Here is a 472-nt window from a genome sequence, read left to right on the forward strand (position 1 = left end):
GCGACGCGGACTTCATCGAGAAGGCGAACCGCGTCGCGCTGTGCACCGGCGTGTCGTGGGCCGAAGGCACGCGCGGCACCAACGCGATCGGCACCGCGCTCGCGTCGGGCCAGGCCGTCGCCGTGCACGGCGACGAACACTTCCTGCGCGCGAATCACATCCTCACCTGCTCGTGCGCACCGATCATCGATCCGTTCGGCCGCACGCTCGGCACGCTGGACGTGAGCGGCGATCCGCGCGGCTTCAGCCCGCACACGCTCGCGCTCGTGCGAATGTCCGCGCAGCTGATCGAGAACCATCTGTTCGCGAACCGCTGCGCCGAAGCGCTGCGGCTGCGCTTCCACGCCCACGAGGATTGCGTCGACTCGCTGTTCGCCGGGCTCGTCGCGTTCGACCGCGACGGCGGACTGATCGCCGCGAACCGCAGCGCGCAGTTTCAGCTCGGCGTTGCGCAACCACGGCGGCCTGACGC

General features: G+C 70.3%; 1 protein-coding gene. It reads left to right on the top strand.

The window, feature by feature from the left end:
- Positions 1-472, top strand: a 472-nt coding sequence (locus SB816_RS29845) for a GAF domain-containing protein (RefSeq protein WP_410547970.1), incomplete at both ends; no start/stop codon positions are given.

It is taken from the genome of Achromobacter sp. SIMBA_011 (genome assembly GCF_046535435.1).
Taxonomy (GTDB): Bacteria; Pseudomonadota; Gammaproteobacteria; order Burkholderiales; family Burkholderiaceae_B; genus Achromobacter; species Achromobacter dolens.